At 30.9% G+C, this 20,271-nt stretch carries 19 protein-coding genes; 8 read left to right on the top strand and 11 right to left on the bottom strand.

The window, feature by feature from the left end:
* Positions 1 to 342: 342 nt before the first annotated feature.
* From CLVI_RS10130 to CLVI_RS10115, 4 genes are all read left to right on the top strand, one after another.
* On the top strand, positions 343 to 972 hold the full coding sequence (locus CLVI_RS10130; protein ID WP_106060011.1) for a flavodoxin family protein: 630 nt from the start codon (positions 343 to 345) through the stop codon (positions 970 to 972).
* Between the two features lie 27 nt (positions 973 to 999).
* Positions 1,000 to 2,673 carry a biosynthetic-type acetolactate synthase large subunit gene (gene ilvB / locus CLVI_RS10125; protein WP_106060010.1) on the top strand — a complete coding sequence of 558 codons (1,674 nt, stop codon included), beginning with the start codon at positions 1,000 to 1,002 and terminating at the stop codon, positions 2,671 to 2,673.
* The gene (gene ilvN, locus CLVI_RS10120) at positions 2,666 to 2,974 is read left to right on the top strand and encodes an acetolactate synthase small subunit (protein ID WP_106060009.1); all 309 of its coding nucleotides are present in this window, start codon (positions 2,666 to 2,668) and stop codon (positions 2,972 to 2,974) included. The genes ilvB and ilvN overlap by 8 nt, the downstream gene beginning before the upstream one ends.
* Before the next feature lie 70 nt (positions 2,975 to 3,044).
* Entirely contained in the window at positions 3,045 to 3,803 is a 759-nt protein-coding gene (locus CLVI_RS10115; RefSeq protein ID WP_106060008.1) for a MerR family transcriptional regulator, read from the top strand.
* Between the two features lie 36 nt (positions 3,804 to 3,839).
* Here CLVI_RS10115 and CLVI_RS10110 read toward each other — a convergent pair whose 3' ends face one another.
* From CLVI_RS10110 to CLVI_RS10080, 7 genes are all read right to left on the bottom strand, one after another.
* Positions 3,840 to 4,538: an ABC transporter ATP-binding protein gene (locus CLVI_RS10110; RefSeq protein WP_106060007.1), complete on the bottom strand. Its 699-nt coding sequence runs from the start codon at positions 4,536 to 4,538 to the stop codon at positions 3,840 to 3,842.
* Positions 4,539 to 4,551: 13 nt separating this feature from the next.
* Positions 4,552 to 7,047: an ABC transporter permease gene (locus tag CLVI_RS10105; protein WP_106060006.1), complete on the bottom strand. Its 2,496-nt coding sequence runs from the start codon at positions 7,045 to 7,047 to the stop codon at positions 4,552 to 4,554.
* A gap of 212 nt (positions 7,048 to 7,259) precedes the next feature.
* Complete coding sequence (locus CLVI_RS10100; protein ID WP_106060005.1) at positions 7,260 to 8,033, bottom strand: helix-turn-helix domain-containing protein; 774 nt, start codon at positions 8,031 to 8,033, stop codon at positions 7,260 to 7,262.
* 116 nt (positions 8,034 to 8,149) lie between these two features.
* Positions 8,150 to 8,950, bottom strand: a complete 801-nt coding sequence (locus tag CLVI_RS10095) for a hypothetical protein (RefSeq protein ID WP_106060004.1) — start codon at positions 8,948 to 8,950, stop codon at positions 8,150 to 8,152.
* A gap of 283 nt (positions 8,951 to 9,233) precedes the next feature.
* Positions 9,234 to 9,614, bottom strand: a complete 381-nt coding sequence (gloA, locus tag CLVI_RS10090) for a lactoylglutathione lyase (RefSeq protein WP_106060003.1) — start codon at positions 9,612 to 9,614, stop codon at positions 9,234 to 9,236.
* A 45-nt stretch (positions 9,615 to 9,659) separates the two neighbouring features.
* On the bottom strand, positions 9,660 to 11,360 hold the full coding sequence (locus CLVI_RS10085) for an FAD-dependent oxidoreductase (protein ID WP_106060002.1): 1,701 nt from the start codon (positions 11,358 to 11,360) through the stop codon (positions 9,660 to 9,662).
* Between the two features lie 23 nt (positions 11,361 to 11,383).
* On the bottom strand, positions 11,384 to 12,043 hold the full coding sequence (locus CLVI_RS10080) for a Crp/Fnr family transcriptional regulator (RefSeq protein ID WP_106060001.1): 660 nt from the start codon (positions 12,041 to 12,043) through the stop codon (positions 11,384 to 11,386).
* Between the two features lie 110 nt (positions 12,044 to 12,153).
* Here CLVI_RS10080 and CLVI_RS10075 point away from each other — a divergent pair, with 110 nt between their 5' ends.
* Both CLVI_RS10075 and CLVI_RS10070 read left to right on the top strand, forming a co-directional pair.
* Positions 12,154 to 12,360, top strand: a complete 207-nt coding sequence (locus CLVI_RS10075; protein WP_341458752.1) for a 4Fe-4S binding protein — start codon at positions 12,154 to 12,156, stop codon at positions 12,358 to 12,360.
* A gap of 16 nt (positions 12,361 to 12,376) precedes the next feature.
* Positions 12,377 to 12,961, top strand: coding sequence for a 4Fe-4S binding protein (locus CLVI_RS10070; RefSeq protein WP_106060000.1), 585 nt, complete (start codon positions 12,377 to 12,379; stop codon positions 12,959 to 12,961).
* A gap of 20 nt (positions 12,962 to 12,981) precedes the next feature.
* Here CLVI_RS10070 and CLVI_RS10065 read toward each other — a convergent pair whose 3' ends face one another.
* The 3 genes from CLVI_RS10065 to CLVI_RS10055 all read right to left on the bottom strand — a co-directional run bounded on the left by CLVI_RS10065 (position 12,982) and on the right by CLVI_RS10055 (position 15,479).
* The gene (locus CLVI_RS10065) at positions 12,982 to 13,659 is read right to left on the bottom strand and encodes an ABC transporter ATP-binding protein (RefSeq protein WP_106059999.1); all 678 of its coding nucleotides are present in this window, start codon (positions 13,657 to 13,659) and stop codon (positions 12,982 to 12,984) included.
* Positions 13,660 to 13,669: 10 nt separating this feature from the next.
* Positions 13,670 to 14,833 (bottom strand): ABC transporter permease, encoded by a 1,164-nt coding sequence (locus CLVI_RS10060; protein WP_106059998.1) that lies wholly within the window; start codon positions 14,831 to 14,833, stop codon positions 13,670 to 13,672.
* A gap of 238 nt (positions 14,834 to 15,071) precedes the next feature.
* The gene (locus CLVI_RS10055) at positions 15,072 to 15,479 is read right to left on the bottom strand and encodes a hypothetical protein (RefSeq protein ID WP_106059997.1); all 408 of its coding nucleotides are present in this window, start codon (positions 15,477 to 15,479) and stop codon (positions 15,072 to 15,074) included.
* Between the two features lie 128 nt (positions 15,480 to 15,607).
* Here CLVI_RS10055 and CLVI_RS17465 point away from each other — a divergent pair, with 128 nt between their 5' ends.
* On the top strand, positions 15,608 to 15,757 hold the full coding sequence (locus CLVI_RS17465) for a hypothetical protein (RefSeq protein ID WP_170065639.1): 150 nt from the start codon (positions 15,608 to 15,610) through the stop codon (positions 15,755 to 15,757).
* 157 nt (positions 15,758 to 15,914) lie between these two features.
* Complete coding sequence (locus CLVI_RS10050) at positions 15,915 to 16,550, top strand: glycosyltransferase (protein WP_106059996.1); 636 nt, start codon at positions 15,915 to 15,917, stop codon at positions 16,548 to 16,550.
* A 62-nt stretch (positions 16,551 to 16,612) separates the two neighbouring features.
* On the opposite strand, the gene CLVI_RS10045 is transcribed toward CLVI_RS10050, so the two are convergent.
* Positions 16,613 to 20,062, bottom strand: a complete 3,450-nt coding sequence (locus tag CLVI_RS10045) for a pyruvate carboxylase (protein ID WP_106059995.1) — start codon at positions 20,060 to 20,062, stop codon at positions 16,613 to 16,615.
* Positions 20,063 to 20,271 lie beyond the last annotated feature (209 nt).

Below are 20,271 nucleotides of genomic sequence, written 5' to 3'. Positions count from 1 at the left end.
TGTGGATTAAAAGGATTTGGAGATATTAGTTACAATTAAGAGTAAAAATGCTTAAGGGAAGTTATAAATATATACTGTAAAATAATGGATAATAAAATAGTTGCCCACTTTTACTTGACTCAATCTATAAACTGAAATTAATTGACAATTGTGACTATTTGCTAGTATACTTATATAAAACTTATTAAAGTGACGACTTTGATGAGACGTGTGTATTTAATTATACAAATTTAGGTGGTACCGCGATGATAAACTCTTCGTCCTATTAATATTATAGGATGAGGAGTTTTTTTTATTTTAAGCTATACGGAGTATAGCAACTATATTTATGGAGGTAGTGTAATGAAAGTATTGGGAATAGTAGGTAGTAGACGTAAAAAGGGGAATACATCCTATCTAGTTCAGCAAGCACTTAATGCAATTGAATCAAAAGAAGTCAAAACTGAGCTGATTTTTCTTGGGGATTACAATATTAGAGGATGTACTGGATGTGAAGGGTGCAAAGATACATACAAATGCGTAATAATGGATGATATGCAGAAATTATATCTACTTATTCTAGACTGTGATGCTATTATTTTGGGGTCTCCAACATATTTTTATAATATAACATCAGATATGAAGGCTTTTATTGAAAGACTTTATTGCTTCCAAATCTTTGCAGAAGATGACCGTTCGGTTTGGTCAAGTATCAATGAAGTATTAGGAGGAAAATACGCTGTAGTTATATCTATTTGTGAACAAAATGATGAAAAAGATATGGGATTTACGTCTGATGCTATGAGTAAACCCCTTGAAGGCTTAGGATATAGAGTATTATCCACTGTTAAAGTTCTACAATTATTCAAAAAAGGAGATGCACTGCAAAATCAAAATGCTTTAGAGCAAGTACAAGAAGCTGCGGAAAAACTAGAAAAAACCTTTAGGTTAAGAAAAGAAACAGAGAAAAAGCTCAAATTAGATGTAGAATAGATTAAATATTATAAAGGAGTGATTTATGTGAAATATTCAGGTGCTGAACTACTTATTAAACTATTAGAAAATGAAGGTGTAGAATATATTGCAGGAATTCCAGGTGGTTTTAATCTTCCAATATATGATGCTTTATACAAAAGTAATATTACTCATATTTTAGCTAGACATGAGCAAGGAGCTGGCTTTATTGCTCAAGGAATTTCAAGAACAACAGATAAGATTGGAGTATGTTTCGCTACATCAGGGCCAGGTGCAACTAATCTTTTAACTGCCATTGCAGATGCAAAACTTGATTCAATTCCATTAATTGCAATAACAGGGCAAGTACCTCACTGTGCCATCGGTACAGATGCCTTTCAAGAAGTTGATGCATATGGCTTAACTATACCAATTACTAAGCATAATTTTCTAATTAGAAGTATAGAAGAACTTTTCATTGTTATTCCAGAGGCTTTTAAAATAGCTATAGAAGGTAGACCTGGCCCTATCCTAATTGATATTCCAAAAGATATACAAAATGCTGTTATTGAAGTTGAATCCTTTGAAACTAAAGATAACACTTCAGTTAAAAAAACTCCCCTTAATACTACTACCATTGAATATATGGCAGGATTAATTAATAAATCAAAGAAACCTATAATCTATGCTGGTGGAGGAATAATTGGAAGTAATAGTTCTTTAAATTTATATAAATTTGCAAAAAAGAATAATATTCCTGTTGCTCTAAGCCTTATGGGCCTTGGGGCTTATCCAGTTGATGATGATTTAAGTCTTGGAATGCTTGGGATGCATGGTGCTCCCTATACTAATTACCTAATGAATGAGGCTGATTTAATTCTAGCCTTTGGTATAAGATTTGATGATAGAGCTACAGGAAATATTAAGACCTTCTGCCCTAATGCTTCAGTAATTCATATTGATATAGATGCTTCAGAAATAAATAAACTTAAAACCATTAACTTATCTATAGTTGCAAATATAAAGGATTTTTTAGAGGAGATACTTCCATTTATTGATGAATATTCAAGATCTGAATGGATAGAAAGAGTTAGGTATTTAAAAAATAAATATCCACTTCCATCCTATGAAAATGATTTACATCCTGCTAATATAATCAGCTTTGTTTCAGAAAATACTCCACCTGATGCGATAATCACTACTGATGTTGGACAACATCAAATGTGGACTGCCCAAAGGTATCCCTTCAATATACCAAAGACCTTCTTAACATCTGGAGGACTAGGCACCATGGGTTTTGGACTTCCTGTAGCTATCGGTGCAGCTCTAGCTAATCCCAACAAAGAAGTAATTTGCTTTACTGGAGATGGCTCTATATTAATGAATATTCAAGAGCTTGCAACCCTTTCCGATTTTGGTCTTAATGTTAAGGTTATTATTTTAAACAATCATCATTTAGGACTAGTTCGTCAGCAACAAGAATTATTTTATAACCATCATTATATTGCATCAAAGTTTATAACAAATCCAGATTTCAACCTAATTGCTAAAGGTTTTGGTATTAATAGTTGTGATTTAGGCGAAGAAAAGGACCCCTTAAAAAAACTTAAAGAAATATTAGGTACCCAAGGTCCCTATGTAATTAATATACCTATAGAAGAATTTGAAAATGTATTTCCTATGGTAGCTCCTGGTGGTACAAATACTGAAATGATAGGTGGTGGAAATTTTAATGATTAATACAAACTTTTACCTTGTTGAATTACTTGTGAGAAATCATCCTGGAGTGATGAGTCATATTACAGGACTTTTTGCTAGACGTGCCTTTAACCTTGATGGAATATTATGTGCTCAAGTTGGTGATGGTAAAACTAGTAAAATGTTCTTATTAGTAAAAAATGATTCTACTTTAGATCAAATTATTAAACAGCTTGAAAAGCTTTATGATGTTTTGAAAGTATCAGTCAATCAAGACTATGATAAATCTGTTTTTGAAAATCTTGATAAGGTTTTAAAACTTACGACACAATCAAAAGAATAATTTCTCAATTGTTTTTATTGACCTTCACGCTACGTAAGGGTGTATATTGGAAATAACAGGAGGTGAAATGATGGAATATACAGTTAATAAACTAAGTAAATTAGCTGGGATTAGTGCTAGAACTCTACGATATTATGATGAGATTGGAATTCTTAAGCCGGCAAGAATTAACTCATCAGGATATAGAATTTATGGGCATTCAGAGGTTACTCTACTCCAACAAATTTTGTTTTATAAGGAGCTTGGAATGCCTTTAGACAATATAAAAGATATTGTTATTGACCCTACTTTTGATGAAAGTAATGCACTAATTGAACATCATCATAAACTTCTTGAAAAAAGAAAGCAATTAGATTTATTAATATTAAATATTGAAAAAACTATTGCTTCAGTAAAAGGAGAAATTAAAATGACTGATAAAGAAAAGTTTGAAGGATTTAAAGAAAAGCTGATGAAGGATAACGAAGAGAAATACGGTAAAGAAATACGTGAAAACTATGGCGTGGAAACTATAGAAATATCAAATAAAATGTTTCAAAATATGACCAAGGAACAATTTGATAAATTCACTTTATTAGGTGATGAAATTAATTCTACTCTTTTAGAAGCCTTTAAAACTGGTGATCCATCTAGTGAATTATCTCAAAGGGTTGCTAAAATTCATAAAGACTGGCTTAGCTACACTTGGCCAAACTACACTAAAGAAGCCCATGCAAGCCTTGCTCAAATGTATGTGGATGATGAAAGATTCACAGCTTATTATGATAAAGAACAACCAGGATTGGCTGTTTTTTTAAGAGATGCTATATTAATATTTACTGGTAAATAAAAGCAAAATACCACCCGCTTAGCGGGTGGTATTTTCTTATACTACTTTTTCCACAAGTTCTTCCCTAGCTACTATCTCCCCATCAATTAAATTAATAATAGATGTGCCATATTTTGCTGCGTCAGCTGAGTGAGTTACTTGTATCAATGTTTTTCCGTATTCTTGATTTATCTTTTTAAATAGCTTCATTATGTCTGTTCCCGTTTTTGAATCAAGATTTCCAATTGGCTCATCCAAAAATATTATTTCTGGTTCAAAAATTAATGCTCTTGCTATAGCAACCCTTTGTTGTTGGCCTCCTGATAATTCTCTTGGAGTCATTTTCCTCTTATCTTGCATACCGATTATATCCAATATTTCATCAAGCTTTTTATTATAATCCTTAAGTTTTTTACCATCTAATATTATTGGAAGCATTATATTATCCTCTACGCTTAGGTTTGGCACTAGATTATAAAATTGAAATACAAAACCCATCTTATTTCTTCTCATCCAGCTTATTTCTTTTTTCTTTATTCTACTAATATCTTTGCCATCTATTTTTACGGTTCCTGAAGTTGGTTTATCCAAGCCTCCTAGTAAATATAAAAGGGTAGACTTACCACCACCGGATGGTCCCATAATTGAAATAAACTCACCTTCTTGAACGTTGAAGCTTATATTTTTTAATACCTGAACACTTTCTTTTCCTACTTTGAATGATTTATTTAAATTATTAACTTCAATTATACTCATAAAACTTCCCCCTTTATTCATACTTTAATTCATTTATTATTGATAACTTTCTACTTTTTAATAATATTGGCAATGATGCTAATATCATTAACACTAAAGTTGCTATTACATATATTGGCACAGCCTTAATATCCAGAACTACATCCATTGGTAGTTCCATGGCAGTCATAGTTTTAGTCAATAGGGATAATCCTAAATAACTATAAGGCACTGCTATTATTACTGACCATATTACTGATAATACGGATTCAATAAGTAACATTCCATTTCTAGCACCATCTGACATTCCTACTGAGCTTAAAACTGCAAGTTCTCTTTTTCTTTGCAGGAAACCGATTATAATATTATTAAGAACTCCTAAAGCAGCTATGAAAATTGCTAAATATGAGAATATACTTAAAATATTAACTATCATTTGATTTCCTTCCACATTTTTCTCTTGATCCTCATCCCTTGTGGACACAGTTGCGCCAAAATCTTTTACAACACTCTTTAATTCATTTTTAACATCATCTGGTGATTTAGTAGTTTTAAATATTATTTGATTAGCCTCTTTAATATTGAATTCCTTCATGATTTCATCATTCTTCATTAATATGAATTGACCCTGATAGTATGTTTTGCCATCCATTGTTCCTATTATTTCAAGATCCTTCTTTATATCATTTACTTCAATTGTAATTTCATCTCCAACATTTACATTTAATAATCTTTTAAGTTTATCGGTTATAATAATTTCGCTATCTGTAGATTTATCAAATTTTTCATACATCTCACTATACTTATAACTATCTAATTCTAAATATCCATTATATTTTTGATATTTCTGACTATCTATACCCTGAAGATAAATAATAGTATCCTTGTTAGCTGTCCCATATGCAAATTTAGCTATTTGGATGCTATCTTTGTCAACATTTTCATTTTCTTTTATTTTAGTAATTAATTTATCTGTTACGCTTTCTCCAGTAAGGCCTGGTACTGCTTGAATCCCTGCTACTGAAGCATCATAATACATCTCTTGATAAGCTCCAACTACTAGTTCCTTCAAACTTGTGCCTATTGATGTAATCATAAATATTGATAACATGGAGATTACTATAAGTGTAATATTTCCCATAAGAACTTTAGAAGTTCTTAAATTATTAAGCGCAAATACTACAACCTTACTCTTTCCTCTAAATACCTTGTATAATACTCTAGTTACTAAATCTATTACCTTAGGATACATAAGAACTAGTCCTATTATAGAAACTAATATAAGTATCGCACTTAAAGAATTAACCCAAGTGGCATCTATTGAATTTATAATTATTGTACCAACTAATATAATTGTTCCAATAATGAATTTTACCCATCCTACACTCATTGATATATTCACATTGTTTAATATAACTTCTTTCACTTCTAACTTTCTTATTTTTATTATTGGAACCAAAGCTGATATGCAAGATAATATTATTGCAAAGGCCGTTCCTATTATAAAATATATTGGATCTACTGAAAGACTTTCAATTATTCCATAGTCCTTTAATGGTGATACAAGATAATTTATTAAATATAAACCTCCATATCCAAGGAGATTTCCAAAAATCGCTCCTATTATTCCATATCCTATACTCTCTAAGATAAGTATCTTTTCTACAGTCCAATGAGTTGCACCTTGACTTAAAAATGTTCCTATTACTGATAATCTCTCGGTAATGGTTAATTTAAATGAACCATATATAATTATTGCACTCATAAATACTACTATTATAAGCATTGCATATAATATTGAAGTAAATGAAGCCATTTGATCTTCAATAGATTCTGCATCAAAAAGTTCCTTAGCTTCAAATTGTGTATTGTTGCCATTAAACAGCTTTACACTTTCTTTTGAATCATCTAAAGATTTATTTGCTGTTACATAATTATATTTCTCTTCTACTTTGAATTGTTCTGATATAAATTTATATGGAACTATTATTTCGTAGGAAGTTTTACTATCATTATAGAAGGTTTTCTCATTAGCACTTATTGCTGTAACCTTATACTTTTTACTTTCTCCTGCTATGAATAATTCTAATTCATCATTTATATTTAGGTTTTTCTCCTCAGATACCCTTTTTGATATTATGCACTTTTCTCCAGTAAAATCATTTAGGTCACCCTCAAGTAAAATATCTTTATTTATATTTTCATCTTCCTTACCTCTAATGGTTACATTATTTATTTCATCTCCATTAGTTGTTGCTGATAATACAATCTCACCTTTTATATTTTTAATTCCCTCTTCTTTTATATCTTCCGTCTTAAAGAAAGTCTCACCCTCCTTAGATGATATAGTTATATCTTTCCCTTCAAATGCTTCAGTCATTGGTTTTTCAAAACTACCAATTGCAATTTTAACTGTTCCTGAAACTGTTACTAATAATCCTGTACTCATTGCTATAGCCAAAATCAATAAGCAAAATCTAGCTTTCTTCTCTAGCATGCACTTGGCTATATATTTAAAAAATATTCTCAATCCATTTCCCCCTGCCTCATATAATTTAATTTTTTTATGAATTATTATCCATTAATACAATAATAATGTTATTTTCTTAATTCTATAATTGAATTTTCTTAATATTTCCTTAAAATTCCTTTAAAAATCTATACTTTTATTTTAGTAATAAACCTAGTCATATGATAGTTACCCCAGTCATAAAAAATCCTAAGGCTTTTATATAAACCTTATTAGAAAAACATTGTCATCAAATCTTTAATTGGCTCCCATAACTTCGGATATTCTTCATTAATTAGTTTTTCTACCTGAACAGCTGTAACATTAGCGAAGTTACCATTAGCTGATGTATCTATTATAGTTCTAACACCTTTAGCAGTGCTTCCTATTGCTATATGTCCTCTTGCATAATTACCAATTGCTATATCTGATGCAATTGAACAACCACCAACGGAATACATTCCAATAGACAAACCTCCAATGGTGACTACACCTATTGCTACTCCCCCTATGGCAATAGTACCAATAGCAATTCCTCCTAGAGCAAGTAAAATACCTAGTGCTATACTCGCTATACTTATTAGACCTAATGCTAAAACTCCAAAACTTAACACTCCTAGTGAAACTATACCTAATGATATTAATCCCTTTGAAATATTTCCTATAGCAATAATTCCTCTTGCTGTGTAAAATCCTAATCCAATATTAATATGAACTAATGGAATTCCAAAAGCTTTTCTCTTACTTTCATATTCGTAATGTAGCCTTCTGTTAGTCTCTTTAATTTCATCTGCTCTTTCTACTTTTTCGTCATTTTCTTTTAATAAAAAGTCTAAACTTATTCCATATACTTCACTTAGCATTATTAAATTATTGGTGTCAGGATTTGATTGACCTGATTCCCATTTTGAAACAGCCTGTCTTGATATTCCTAATCTACCAGCTAATTCTTCCTGAGAGAATCCTTTCTCTTTTCTTAATTTACGCAATCTTTCTGAAAAATTCATTACTACCACCTCCATATCCATCCTATAAAAATAGTCTCAATAAGGCTACCAACTCTAGCTTTCTTATTGTCAACTGTTGGTTGCATTTATTAATTTTACTAATATTATACTATATTTTATACGCCAATAACTTTAAGCATCCTCCTTAGGGCCATTGCTGCACCGGCACCAAGTATAAGATATGCAGGCGTTAGTACATCATAAACTCCTATTTTCATATATGTAATAATACCTGCTACGATTAATACCATTGGGTAAAGGCAACATTTAATCAAAATCACCGGTGTTAATATAAGCGCCCAAGGCTTTTTGGACTTTAAATATAACGTAAGTATAAAAAGTGGCGAAATTAAAAATATCAAATCTGTTGCAAAAACTACACCTGTAGGATGTCCTGTTTGAACTATCGCCGTCGGAACTTCTCCTGTAAAAAAATAAGTTGATGCCATTGCTATCCATGCACCTCCAAGTAATATTGCAAAAATATATAAAAATACCCTTACTGATTTAATGCTGGCTTCCGTTTTAACTTTTTCTAAAAAGTTCCCTACATCAATCAAAGTAAGTGCAAAAAACATAGCCAGCACCGACGAAATAATTATTGCAGTATACGGAAGAAAGAATACACTAAATGCTGCACCATATACATAGAAGACATAATTATAGATAAGATACCATAAACATCCGAGCCATATAAGAAAACTCCTTTTTGATTTGCCTCCTTCAGATACTTTTTTCATACTCCAAAACATTAGAGGTACTACGATAAACCCAGTTACAATATCATTTCCCTGCCATATGGCTCTAACAAATTCATTATCATTATATAGATTATTTAAAAAAGTACCTAGCATGCTTACTATTAAGGCAATTGAACCCGCAAAAATTGTAAACAAATTTGCTTTTTTAAATCTCATTTTTTTATCCCCCTTATTTGAAATGTATGATTTCCATTGAATATCAATAAAAATCATAGCTTTTAACTTTTTCTTATACTGCTTGTTCCGCAAGCTCTTCCCTATCTACTATTTCTCCATCAGACTACTAACTTTAGCTTTCTTATTATCAATTATTGGTTACATTTATTAATTTTACTAATATTATACTATATTTTAATAATTAAACAAAATAAAAATACCAAGATATGCTCTAGAGACACTTTTCAGTTCCCTATCCTTATCTTGGTATTTCTATTATTAATTATTTTCTTATGACTTCCACCTTATATCCATCTGGATCAGTTACAAAATAGTATCTTGGCTTTTCGCCTGGTAATCCTTTAAGATCAGTTACCTCATAACCTAATTCTATATTCTTTTCTCTCGTTTTTTCTAAATTTTCTACCTCAATAGCTGTATGACTAAAACCATTTCCTATCTCATAGGGTTTTTCTGTATCATAATTATAGGTAAGTTCAATTTCATATCCACCTATTCTATCTGATAAAAAAACTAAAGCAAATTTATTCTCTGGGAATTCCTTTCTCCTAGTTTCTATTAGACCTATTGCCTCTTTGTAAAATTTTAATGACTTTTCTAAATCCTTAACCCTTATACAGGTATGCAGCATTTTCACTGACATCTAACCACTCCTTAAGTTGCTAATTTGTATTCTTTCTTAATTATACTACTTAAAGTTATACTCAGTAACTATTTTTTCTCTGCCTGTTGTTATATCATTAAAATATTCATAAAGACTAATTCCAAGGAAGCTTCCAGTAATGTTAGCTACATTCTTATAGCCCATATTTTGTAATGCTAATACTGCATTATAACTTCTTTGCCCTGTTCTACAGTGAAGATAAACTGGCACATCCTTTGGTATTTCAGCAGCTCTATCTCTTAGTTCACTAAGAGGTATATTTACAGCAACTTTTAAATGTCCTCTATCAAATTCTACTTTTTCCCTTACATCTACAATATAAGCACCTGATTCAATAAGTTCTCTTACTTTATCCACATTAACTTGTTTAAAATCTCCCCTTAGTAAGTTTGAAGCTACATATCCTGCATAGTTTACAACATCCTTTGCTGTGCTAAAAGGTGGTGCATAGCATAATTCTAAATCTTTTAGGCTATTAACTGTTCCTCCAAATTTTATAGCTGTTGCAATTACATCTATTCTCTTATCAACATTCCCCTTTCCAATAGCTTGGGCCCCTAGAATTTTTCCTGTTGGTACTTCGAATAAGAGTTTAAAATGGATAGGTGAACTATCTGGCATTATTCCTACCTTATCTGATAAAATCACCCTTACTATTTCATAATTAATCTTTAGACCTAATACTTTTATCAAGCTTTCATTTAGTCCTGTTGATGCACCATTATAGTCAAATACCTTAATTGCTGATGAACCAATATATCCTGTGTTTAACACACTTATCCCATTTATATGATCTGCTACAGCACGTGCTTGCTTTAGTGCTGGACCTGCTAAGGATAACTTTGTCATGGAATGAGTTAAAGAATTATATACCTCTACAGCATCCCCAACTGCATATATATCTCTATCATTAGTTCTATAATTTTGATCAACCTTTATAGCCTTTGTTTCACCAAGCTCAATTCCAGCTTCTCTTGCTAAATCTGTTTCTGGAGCTACTCCAATAGCCATAATTACAGCCTTCGCATCTATTTTTTTCCCTGATGCTAATACAACCTTATTCTCTTCAAATCCACTTACCTTATCTCCAAAAATAAGATTTATACCATGATCATAAAGTTCTTTATGCAAAATTTGAACCATATCATAGTCAAAGGGTCTTAATATTTGTTCCATAGCTTCTATTAGTGTTACATTATATCCTGCATCTTTTAGATTTTCAGCTACTTCAATCCCTATAAATCCTCCACCTATTACTGTTACATCCTTAGAATCCATTGACTTTACAAATCTATTTAATCTATCAATATCAACTACATTTCTAACAGTGAAGACATTAACCTTATCAATTCCAGGGAAGTTAGGGACTATTGGTTTTGCTCCTGGAGATAATATTAACTTATCGTAGGATTCTATATAAGTTTTATCAGTTAATATATTTTTAACCATTACTTCTTTTTTATCTCTATTTATTGAGATTACCTCACTATTTATCTTTGCTTCTATTTTATATTGAGCCATAAATTTTTCTGGACTCATAAGAACTAACTTATCAGCAGTCTCTATAATCCCAGATAAGTGATACGGTAGTGAACAATTTGAGAAAGATACATGAGGTCCTTTTTCAAACATTATAATTTGATCTTCCTCACTATGCCTTCTTAATCTTGCTGCAGCAGATGCTCCCCCTGCAACTCCACCAATAATTAAAATCTTTTTCTTCATAATAAAATTACCTTCTTTCTCTATTATTTTTCCTCTAATAATTTCTTTAAATCTTTTATTACTTGTATTTTCCCTCTAGTTCTTTTTATATATCCACTATCTTCAAGTATTTTAAGCTTTCTACTTACAACTTCCCGTGCTGAATCTATTTCAAAGGCTAATTCCCCTTGAGTAGAATAAATAATTTTTGAATCTTTACTTAATAATAACTTTATTAGTCTTTTTTCTACAGATTCATGAACCCTCTCTTCCTTATTATCTAAGATATTTGTAAACTTTTTATATAAATCCTTATAAATCTCCTGTAAAAATCTAGAATCTTCCAGTAAATAATTTTTAACTACCTCCGCTGAAACCATGCCGACTTTGGAATTTTGAAGTGCCTTCCCTAATACATTTAAGGATTCACAATTAAAATAACAGCTTAAAGCCTCATGACAAAGCTCACCACTTCCTATATCATAAATATTAGTCTCTTCACCGTCTTCATTAAGCTTGTGTATTTTAATTTTCCCTTCTATTACAAATAGTAACCCTAAGCAATTTTCTTGAGATGTTTTTAAAAATTCACCTCTATATAACTCCCTAAAGATGGTATTACTTTTTATTACTCCATTATTTTTTATATCTATTTCCTTTAATATAGGATAAGTTTCATAAAGAGCCTCTATATCCATTTCCATATATTCCACCTCTTCTATTTAATATTAAACTTTTTTAATATATTTTTTTGTGACTTAATCACAAAGTTTATCGTATTATGATTATATAATTATATTACAATTAAAAGGGGGTGTTTGCAATTTTAGAAAAAAGAAAAACAAAAAAAGCTTATGTAGATAAAAACTTTTGTGTAGCCTGTGGGGTATGTCAAAAAATTTGTCCTGTACAAGCAATAACTATATTTAATGGGGTATTTGCAAAAGTGGACTTTGACAAATGTGTTGGCTGTGGCAAATGTGCTAAAGCTTGTCCCGCATCAACTATAGAAATTAAATAAATTGGGGTGAATTTTTATGAAAAATAAAAAAAAGTTTTCAGATTATATGTGGATTTTATCTTCTTTATATTTAGCATTAGGAATTTTTAATATTCTTTTTGCTTGGCTTGGGCTTATTTGCTTTATAGTGCCTTTATTAATATCATCAATAAAAGGAAACAAGGTTTATTGTAATAAATACTGTGGTAGAGGACAACTTTTAGATCTTCTTGGGAATAGACTAAAGCTTTCAAGAAATAAGCCTATGCCTAAATTTTTAAAAACTAATTATTTTAGATATGGTTTCTTAATATTCTTTTTAGTAATGTTTATGAATATGGTATTTAATACCTATTTAGTTTTTCAAGGTAAGAATGCTTTAAAGGAAGTTTTAACTATACTTTGGACCTTTAAGCTTCCTTGGAATTTCAGCGAATTATCCTATGCATCTCCCTTTATCTCACAATTTGCCTTTGGATTTTTTAGCCTTATGGTTACCTCTACACTCTTAGGCATAATAACAATGTTTTTATATAAACCAAGAAGTTGGTGTGTATATTGCCCAATGGGAACCATGACTCAAGGAATATGTATAATAAAAGAAGGATCTAACAAGCATTAAGCTTTTTAGATCCTTCTTTTCTAGATACCTTTTATCGTTCCATCTTTTATTTCAATTATTCTATCAGCTTTACTAGCAATTCTATCATCATGGGTAATAACTACTATAGTAGTCTTATCCTCCTTATTAATCTCTGCAAATAATTTATAAATTTCTTCTGCAGTATCTGAATCAAGATTTCCTGTAGGTTCATCTGCCAATAAAATCTTAGGATTATTCATTAAGGCTCTTGCAATCGCTGTTCTTTGTTGCTGTCCACCTGACATTGCATTACCTTTATTATTCAATACCTTTTCTAGTCCTACTCTTTTCATTAAATATATTGCTCTATCACGAGTCTCTTTATTTACCTTATCACCACTAATTAAATATGGCATTAATACATTTTCTAAAGCTGTGAATTCTGGTAGTAAGTGATGAAATTGAAATACGAAACCAACTTTTCTATTCCTAAACTCCGATATATCATCCTTTTTTAAGGTTCCTACCTCAATTTCATCGATAATAACTTCCCCACTACTCTTAACATCTAAAGTTCCAAGGATATTTAGCAATGTACTTTTTCCACTACCACTCTGTCCAATTATCGCATTTAAAGATCCTCTTTCTATCTCTAAATCTAGTCCCTTTAAAACTAAGTTTTCTTTATCATTTCCATAATACTTTTTCAAATTTTTAAGTTTTATTATTGCATCCATATTATCACCTCTAATTATTTCTGATTATTTCAACTGGATTTAACTTTAAGCTTTGTCTTGCTGGAATCAATGACGCTATTATTGATGCCACAATTCCTATTAAAATTGAAATTAAAATGAAGTTATAGTTAATGCCACCTGAGACTATTGACATTCCCTCTGAATCTTTTACAAAGGTTATAAAGCCTTTAAATAATCCAACTCCAAGTATTCCTCCTAATGTACCCCCAAGTACTCCAAAAATAAGTCCCTGTATTAAAAATATTCTTGATGCTGCCTTATCCTTAATTCCCATTGCCTTTAATATACCTAATTGCTTGTTCTTCTGCATTACTGAAACAGCTAATATTCCTGATATACCTACTATTACAGATACCATTACAAAAACTTGTATTGTATAGCTTGAAGCAGATTGACCTGTAAGTCCACTTAATAAAGCTTCATTTTCTACTTTCCAATTAGTTATAGTTATCCCCTCTGGTACTACATTACTTATTTCATTTTGAATAAGATCTGCATTAAAAATATCCTTCATATCTACACTAATCTCTATGGAATTTCCTGTTCCTTGCGGTATTCCAAAAATATTTTGTGCAGTCTCAATGGATCCAACTACCCAGCTTCTATTTATAGCTGCAACCTTTTTATCAAAAGTTCCTACAACCTTAACTTCTTTTATATCACCCTTAGAAGTACTTAAATTAATGGTTTCTCCTAATTTAATATTAAATTTAGCCTTTAGTTCATTTCCAATAATAACTTCTCCTAATCTCTCTGGCATGTTTCCTTCAACTAAAGAATCTTCAAATTTGTATATTTCATTGCTATTTTGAAGATCGCTCCCCCTTACTAAAACGGAAGTATTTTTTTCGTCATCCCCCAAAAGAGCTGGCATATCTAATGTATTAGAAGCCCATTTAATACCATCACTAGAAGATATAACTTTTTGTTTCAATTCATCAATATTATTTATTAACTTATTATCCGTGTCCTTTATTGTTATATGTGAACTTCCTCCTACAGTACTACTAATTAAATCCTTTTGAAGATTTTGTATTAATAATCCTAAAAATATTTGAACCCCTATTCCGATTGCAATTCCTACTGTTATAAGAATTGTTTGTGCCTTATTACTTTTTAAAAATCTATACGCTATTTTTATCAGAAACTTCACAACTTAACCTCCTATAGATAATTATTATTTGTTAAATATTATTATACATTTAACTTTATTTAACATCAATCTTTTTTTATCACAATTAAAACTAAAAATTCTAAAATGAAATACAAATAATTGCCCAACAATATAAACTATATTATTGGGTAATCCTTTTTGTGATTATTTAAACCAGTATAGAGATGTTTACTATACACCCATTGTATTATCCTTCATATTTTTCAGCATAATTCATTTATTCTCCACTACCACCCTGAGGTGCTTGCATACGACTTTCTGTAGGTTCTTCAGTCTGAACTCCATTTAATTCATCCTGTTTGGCTTCTTCAACTATTTTAGCAAGTTCATCTCGATCCTCTTGAGTTACAGCTTCTGGCGTCTCTATGTTGTTTGGAGTCAGTTCTTGGCTTGTATCTTCAGTATTTGATTCTTCTGCCATACTATCATTAATATTTTCTTGTTCTTCAATAGGTTCAACAACACTATTATTAGGTGAGTTATCTATATCAGATTTACTCCCAGTAGTATATTGTTTTACTATAAATGATACTGCTATTATAAGCCCTACACATAATGTAGCTATAATATATACCTTGCCTTTAGTAAAAGTTTTATGCTTATATTTATCTTGTCTTTTTTTCAATATTATCACCTCAAAATTTATATACTTTCATTATAACTTATAATTATATAAATTCTACGTATTATGAATAGTTTCTATTTATAATGGCAAAATAAATACTGACATTAATATGAAAGGAGGTCCATGAAATGAGTGTTGAAGAAAATGATTCTGATCATGATATAGCTAAAAAGATGATTATTGCTGGAGAATCTTTTGATATTATTATGGAAAAAACTCATTTAAGATTAAAAGATTTAAAAAGAATTCAAAAAAATGAAATAGACCCTCATTTTTAAGTGAAAGTCTAAAAGTGAGAGTGCAAAAAGTGAGAATCGAAATTTTATATTTCTTATTTCGAACTTTCTCCTTGGAGCTTTTATATTTGGTAACTCGAACTTTCACACTGTGAATTTAAAACCAAAGAAAAATTACAACTAAAAGGAGAAAATAACTATGAAAAAATCATTTAAAATTTTATCTATATCTTTAGTAGCTTTAACGTTACTAGCTACACCTTTCAGGGCATATGGCGCAGACGATAAAAAAGCTACCCTTGTAGCTCCGATTTTAAAAATGCAACAAAGAAAACTTTGGAGCGATCATGTACTCTGGACAAGAAGTCTTATTGTAAGCGACTTAGCCTCCTTGGAAGATAAAGAAGCAGTTTTACAAAGACTTCTTAAAAACCAAGATGATATTGGAAATTCAATAAAACCTTATTATGGGGAAGAAGCTGGAAGTGCTCTTTCAAAACTCTTAAGAGAACATATTGTAATTGGAGGTCAAGTTATCGATGCCGCTAAAAATGATAAGAAAGATGACTTAGAAAAATATAATAAACTATGGCGTGAAAATGCTGATGCAATTGCTAAGCTATTAAGTGATGCAAATCCAAATTGGCCAAATGCAGCTGTAAAGGATATGTTATATAAACATTTGCAGTTTATTACTGAACAAGTTACTTCAAGAATAAGTAAGGATTGGGAAGCTGATATAGCTGCATATGACAAGGGTGAAGATCACATGCTTATGTTTGCTGATACAGTTTCTGATGGAATAATAAAGCAATTCCCTCAAAAATTTAAATAAATCTAATATAGAGAGAAAAAGGGACTACAGATGGATTTTCAATCTATCTGCAGTCCCTTTTTTTACTTAGATTCTTTTATTTTTACTAATAATTCTCCAGTCTTAACTTGTTGCCCTTCTTCTACAAGTATTGATTCAACAATACCCGCACTTCTAGCAAGTATGCTTGTTTCCATTTTCATTGCTTCTATTACAATTAAGCTTTGATCTTCCTTAACTTCGTCCCCTTCTTTAACAAGAATCTTAATTACTCCACCTGGAATACTTGCTCCTATTTCTAGTTTATTTGAAGGGTCTGCCATTTTAGACTTAGTACCTTCTCCAAAATCTCCTGTATTTCTTTCAGTTTTATCCTTTATTTTTATTTCTCTTCTATTTCCATTAATTTCGAAGTCTAGAGTTCTATATCCTTCTACATCAAGTTTACCAATTTCAATTAACTGAACAATCAAGGTCTTACCTTCTGCTACTTCAATTTCACTTGTTTCACCTTCAGCTAATCCATGGAAGAATACATCACTACCCATACGGCTTATATCACCATATTCAACTACAAACTTTAAGAAGTCTTCAAATACATCTGGATATAATGCATAACTTATCAAGTCCTTCTTTGTTGGAGTATATTTGTATTTTTCTTTTAAATATTCTTCAATCTTATCAAAATCTTCTGGTGGTAATAATTCTCCCGGTCTAATAGTTATAGGTTCTACACCTTTTAGTACAAGTTTTTGAAGTTTTTCTGGGAATCCACCTTCAGGTTGACCCATCATACCTCCAAAATATGAAACTACAGAATCTGGGAAAGCCATATTTTTTGCCTTCTCATTTATATTTTCAGGGGTTAAGTCATTTTGCACCATGAAAATAGCCATATCTCCAACCATCTTAGATGAAGGTGTAACCTTAATAATATCTCCGACCATATCATTAACTTTCTTGTACATGTCCTTAATATCGTTAAATCTATGTCCAAGACCAAAGCTTTCAACTTGTGGTTTTAAATTTGAATATTGTCCGCCTGGTATCTCATATTTATAAATCTCAGCACTTCCTGATTTCAAATCTGACTCAAATTGACTATATACAGGTCTTACAGCACTCCAATAATCAGATAGCTTTTGTATTCCATTTAAATCTATACCTGTATCTCTATTTGTATTTTCAAGAGCTGCTACTATTGAGTTTAATGCAGGTTGACTAGTAAGTCCTGACATACTATTAAAGGTTGTATCAAGAATATCAACACCTGCATCTACTGCCATTAATGCTGTAGCAACACCATTTCCAGTAGTATCATGGGTATGAAGCTGAATTGGTATTGTAATTTCGTTCTTCAATGCCGTAATAAGTTTTTTAGCAGCATAAGGCTTGAGTAATGCTGACATATCCTTTATAGCAAGTATATGTGCTCCCATTTTTTCAATTTCCTTAGCTTTATCTACATAGTACTTAAGACTATATTTATCTCTACTCTCATCTAAAATATCACCAGTATAGCATAATGCAACTTCTGCAAGTTTACCACATTTTAACACTTCATCCAAGGATACTTCTATACCCTTTAGCCAGTTAAGTGAGTCAAATATTCTAAATACATCTATGCCGCTTGTTGCAGATTGTTTTATAAATTCCCTTATTACATTATCAGGATAATTTTTATATCCTACACCATTTGCTCCTCTAATAAGCATTTGGAACATAACATTAGGTACACGCTTTCTTAATTGTTCAAGTCTTTCCCATGGTGATTCCTTCAAGAATCTATAGGCAGTATCAAAAGTAGCTCCGCCCCACATTTCAAGCGAGAATAAATCATTACCATAAGCAGCTGTTGCCTTTGCAATGTTTATCATATCTCGGCTTCTCATTCTTGTAGCAACTAAAGATTGTTGAGCATCTCTCATAGTTGTATCTGTAAGTAATAGCTTATTTTGATTTTTCACCCATTTAATTACTCCATCAGGACCTTCTTCATCTAGTATTTGTTTTGTACCTCTAAGTCCTTCTAAAGTTTCTATATGAGGAATTACTGGGACATCAAAATCTGGTTTTAATCCCTTTGTTTCATTTACTATTTTTTGTCCCGTAAATTTTAAAATCCTATATTCTTCATCTGTTCTTGGTGTTATATCAAATAATTGTGGATTGTCTGATATAAAGTTTGTGTCACATTCACCCTTTTTGAAGGTTTCATTATTTAATACGTTTATTAAGAAGTCTACGTTAGTTTTAACTCCTGTAATAGTTAATTCTTTAATGGCACGTATGGATTTTCTAACTGCATCCTCAAATGTCCTTGAATATGCAGTATTCTTTACGAGTAAACTATCATAATAAGGACTTATTACAGAACCTGCAAATCCACTTCCTCCATCTAGTCTTATACCAAATCCTGCTCCACTTCTATATACATCTATTCTTCCAGTATCTGGTGCAAAATTGTTTGAAGGATCTTCTGTAGTTACTCTACATTGAATTGCATATCCCCTTGGTTGTATATCCTCTTGAGAATATATCCCTATTTCCTTAGAATCTAACTTAAATCCCTCTGCGATTAAAATTTGACTTTGAACTATATCTATTCCAGTAATCATTTCAGTAACAGTATGCTCTACTTGTATTCTTGGGTTCATTTCTATAAAATAATGATTTCCATGCATATCAACTAAGAATTCTAAAGTTCCTGCACTTGTATAATTAACAGACCTTGCTATTTTAAGTGCATCAGCACATATAGCCTCTCTTTTTTCTTCTGTCAAAGATATTGCTGGACAAAATTCAACAACTTTTTGATGTCTTCTTTGAATAGAGCAATCTCTTTCATGAAGATGTACTATGTTTCCATATTTATCTCCAAGAACCTGTATTTCAATATGCTTTGGTCCTTCTATGTATTTTTCTATAAATATATCATCTATACCAAAAGCCTTTTTAGCTTCATTTTTTGCACTTCTAAAAGATTCAATAACTTGGCTTTCATTTCTTACTATTCTCATTCCTCTACCGCCGCCACCTGAAGCAGCTTTAAGCATAACAGGATAGCCACATTCGGAAGCAAGTTTAACAGCTTCTGCTTCTGAATCTATTGATTTTTCAGCCCCGGGTATTACAGGAACTCCAACGCTTTTAGCTGCTATTTTAGATTTGATCTTATCCCCTAGCTTATCCATCATTTTTGAGTCTGGCCCTATAAACTCTATACCAGCTTCTTTACATCTTCTAGCAAACTCAGGGTTTTCAGATAAGAATCCATATCCTGGATGTATTGCATCCACATGTTTTTTTATTGCAAGGTTTATAATTTCTTCAATGTTTAAATAAGCTTCAACTGGACCTTTATTATTTCCAATTAAATATGCTTCATGAGCTTTAGTTCTAAATAAAGAACGCTTATCTTCTTCTGAATAAATAGCAACTGTCCTAATCCCAAGTTCATGACAAGCTCTAAAAATTCTTATTGCTATTTCACCTCTATTGGCTACTAATACTCTTTTAAATTTCTTCCCCAAAAAAATACAACTCCTTTAATATTTTTCCTGTTTGTAATTTAATTTATATCTATTAAATTAGACCTTTTAAAATTATATCATATTTTATCATTTTTCACATCTAGTACTTGTATTATTCGACTTTAATATTAACTATATAAAAAATAATACCAAGTCTATTTGTCAGAGTCAACTCTTAAAATAAACTTAGTAAATAATTTCAATGTCCT

It is taken from the genome of Clostridium vincentii, from assembly GCF_002995745.1.
In the GTDB taxonomy this organism is placed as follows: Bacteria; Bacillota; Clostridia; order Clostridiales; family Clostridiaceae; genus Clostridium; species Clostridium vincentii.
This window is presented reverse-complemented; position numbering and strand designations above follow the sequence as displayed.

What these genes read in the sequence shown, in the direction of transcription:
- CLVI_RS10130 (WP_106060011.1), top strand. Translation starts at nt 343, where the DNA reads ATGAAAGTATTGGGAATAGTAGGTAGTAGACGTAAAAAGGGGAATACA.
- ilvN (WP_106060009.1), top strand. Translation starts at nt 2,666, where the DNA reads ATGATTAATACAAACTTTTACCTTGTTGAATTACTTGTGAGAAATCAT.
- CLVI_RS10115 (WP_106060008.1), top strand. Translation starts at nt 3,045, where the DNA reads ATGGAATATACAGTTAATAAACTAAGTAAATTAGCTGGGATTAGTGCT.
- CLVI_RS10110 (WP_106060007.1), bottom strand. Translation starts at nt 4,538, where the DNA reads ATGAGTATAATTGAAGTTAATAATTTAAATAAATCATTCAAAGTAGGA.
- CLVI_RS10100 (WP_106060005.1), bottom strand. Translation starts at nt 8,033, where the DNA reads ATGAATTTTTCAGAAAGATTGCGTAAATTAAGAAAAGAGAAAGGATTC.
- CLVI_RS10095 (WP_106060004.1), bottom strand. Translation starts at nt 8,950, where the DNA reads ATGAGATTTAAAAAAGCAAATTTGTTTACAATTTTTGCGGGTTCAATT.
- gloA (WP_106060003.1), bottom strand. Translation starts at nt 9,614, where the DNA reads ATGTCAGTGAAAATGCTGCATACCTGTATAAGGGTTAAGGATTTAGAA.
- CLVI_RS10085 (WP_106060002.1), bottom strand. Translation starts at nt 11,360, where the DNA reads ATGAAGAAAAAGATTTTAATTATTGGTGGAGTTGCAGGGGGAGCATCT.
- CLVI_RS10080 (WP_106060001.1), bottom strand. Translation starts at nt 12,043, where the DNA reads ATGGAAATGGATATAGAGGCTCTTTATGAAACTTATCCTATATTAAAG.
- CLVI_RS10070 (WP_106060000.1), top strand. Translation starts at nt 12,377, where the DNA reads ATGAAAAATAAAAAAAAGTTTTCAGATTATATGTGGATTTTATCTTCT.
- CLVI_RS10065 (WP_106059999.1), bottom strand. Translation starts at nt 13,659, where the DNA reads ATGGATGCAATAATAAAACTTAAAAATTTGAAAAAGTATTATGGAAAT.
- CLVI_RS17465 (WP_170065639.1), top strand. Translation starts at nt 15,608, where the DNA reads ATGAGTGTTGAAGAAAATGATTCTGATCATGATATAGCTAAAAAGATG.
- CLVI_RS10050 (WP_106059996.1), top strand. Translation starts at nt 15,915, where the DNA reads ATGAAAAAATCATTTAAAATTTTATCTATATCTTTAGTAGCTTTAACG.